This window comes from Nocardioides sp. P5_C9_2, from assembly GCF_054049555.1.
The window spans coordinates 1-2,170 of record NZ_JBFUMD010000575.1; the positions used below are offsets into that span (position 1 = coordinate 1).

Sequence of the window (2,170 nt, forward strand, 5' to 3'; positions counted from 1 at the left end):
GTCCCCGCAGGCCCCGTGCACGCCGCCACCCGGGTGGGCGGACGCCGAGCCCAGGTAGAGACCCCGCACCGGGGTCTCGGCGCGACCCAGCCCCGGGACGGGACGGAACACCAGCTGCTGGTGCAGCTGCGCGGTCCCGCCGTTGAGGGCCCCGCCGACCAGGTTGGCGTCCCGCGCCTCCATCTCTCGCGGACCCAGCACCCGCCTCGCCACCACCCGGTCGCCGAACCCGGGTGCCAGGCGCTCGAGGCGGGCCTGCATCCGGTCGGCCATCCGCTCGCAGTCGTCGGCGTCCCACGTCCCCCGGATGCCGGACTCCCCCGCGTCGTACGACACCCGCTGCGGGACGTGGGTGTAGGCCCAGAAGGACTCGGTGCCGGCGGGCGAGCGCGACGGGTCCGACGAGGTCATCTGGCCGGTGAGCATGAAGGGCGAGGCCGGCACGGCCCCGGCCTGCACCTGGCTCATCGCCAGGCTCATGTCCGCCACCGAGTCGGCCACGTGCACCGTCCCGGGCGCCCGCTCGGGTGCCCCCGTCCACGGGACGACGCCGGCCAGGGCCCAGTCGACCTTGACCGTGCCGGGGTCGAGCTCGAAGGTGCCCAACGCCCTCGTCACCCTGTCGGGCACGTCGGCCGGGTCCAGCAGCCGCGTGTAGAGGGTGGGCGCCAGGACGTCGGCCACCACGGCCCGGCGTACGGCGTACCGCTCACCGTCCGCGGTCCGGACGGCCGCGACACGTCCCGCGGCCACCTCGACGCGCGTGACCTCGGCATCCGTGCGGATCTCGCCACCGCCGGCCCGGAACCGCCGGGCCAGTGCCTGGGTGAGCTCCCCCGCCCCACCCTCCGGGACGGGGAACCCGACGGTCTGGCCCATCATCGCCAGCAGCAGCCCCAGCAGCGACGAGCCGGGCGCGTCCAGCGGGATGTCGGCGTGCGCGGCGTTGCCGGCCAGCAGCACGCGCGCCGCCTCGCCGCCGAAGCGCTGCCGGCCGAGCTCGGCGACCGGGGTGAGCAGCGTCTTGACGAAGCCGAGGCCCCCCACGTGCCGCAGCGCTGCCAGCATCCCCACGCCGTGGCGCACCGGCGGGAACGGGGTGAGGAGCGCTCCGATGAGGTGCGGGCCGACGCGGTCCCACTGCCCGCACAGCTCGAGCCAGGCCACCCCGTCGCCGGGGTGCAGCGCCTCGAGCCCGGCGGCGGTCGCCTCGCGGTCGTGGTGCAGCATCGCCCACGTGCCGTCGGGGAACGGGTGCCCGAGCACGGCCGGGGCGTGCCGCCACGTCAGCCCGTGGTCCTCGAGGTCGAAGGAGCCGATCGTCGGCGAGGAGGCCGCGAGCGGGTAGAACGCGCTGAAGGTGTCGTGCACGAAGTCGGGGTGCAGCTCGCGGTCGCTGCGCACGGCGCCGCCCACATCGGGCTGCGCCTCCAGCAGGAGCACCGACCAGCCGGCGTCCAGCAGCCGGTTGGCCGCGACCAGGCCGTTGGGTCCGGCCCCCACCACCACTGCGTCGTGCATCAGACGCGTTCCCTCCGTCGACGGGCCAGCTCGGCCAGGTTGCGGCCGATCCCGGCCAGGGCGTTGCCGTGGCTGCCCCGCAGCGCATTGTGCTCCTGCCGCGTCACCAGGACGTTGCCCGGCCCGAGGGCCACCTCGCGCACCAGGTCCTGGGCGGCCACGCGGAACAGCGGTCCCACCAGCCGGTCGTAGACCCCCGGCAGGGTGGTGAACCCGAACCGGATCACGTGGTTGGCCGCCGAGGTCTGGCCGCCGCGCCACGGGTGGGCCGCGGTGGCGAGCACCTGCCGGGCGACGCGCTCGGGTGACTGGACCGGGAAGGGCGGACGGCCGACGGCATCGCCGTAGGTCGCCGCCTGGTCGTAGATCGGGGTGTCGACGCCGCCCGGTGAGACGTAGCCGAAGCGCAGGCCGGGACGGTCCCGGTTGTCGACCCGCAGCTGCCGCACGAGGCCCCGGACGCCCCACTTGGAGAGCACGTAGGCCGCCATGTCGGGGACCGCGATGTGACCGATCAGCGAGCCGACCAGCACCACGCTGCCGGTCCCCTGCTCGCGGAGCACCGGGAGGACGTGGCGCAGGAGGTTGACGGACCCCTTGAGGTTGCTGTCGAGAACGCCGTCGAAGACCTCCGTCGGGACGTCCTGGA

2 protein-coding genes are annotated in these 2,170 nt (G+C 75.2%); both read right to left on the reverse strand.

Annotated elements, in window-relative coordinates; all coding sequences use genetic code 11:
- A partial coding sequence (locus ACXJKL_RS19810; protein ID WP_457208714.1) for a phytoene desaturase family protein occupies positions 1–1,521 on the reverse strand: 1,521 nt, incomplete at its 3' end.
- On the reverse strand, positions 1,521–2,170 hold a 650-nt coding region (locus ACXJKL_RS19815; RefSeq protein ID WP_457208715.1), incomplete at its 5' end, for an SDR family NAD(P)-dependent oxidoreductase. The genes ACXJKL_RS19815 and ACXJKL_RS19810, both read right to left, overlap by 1 nt.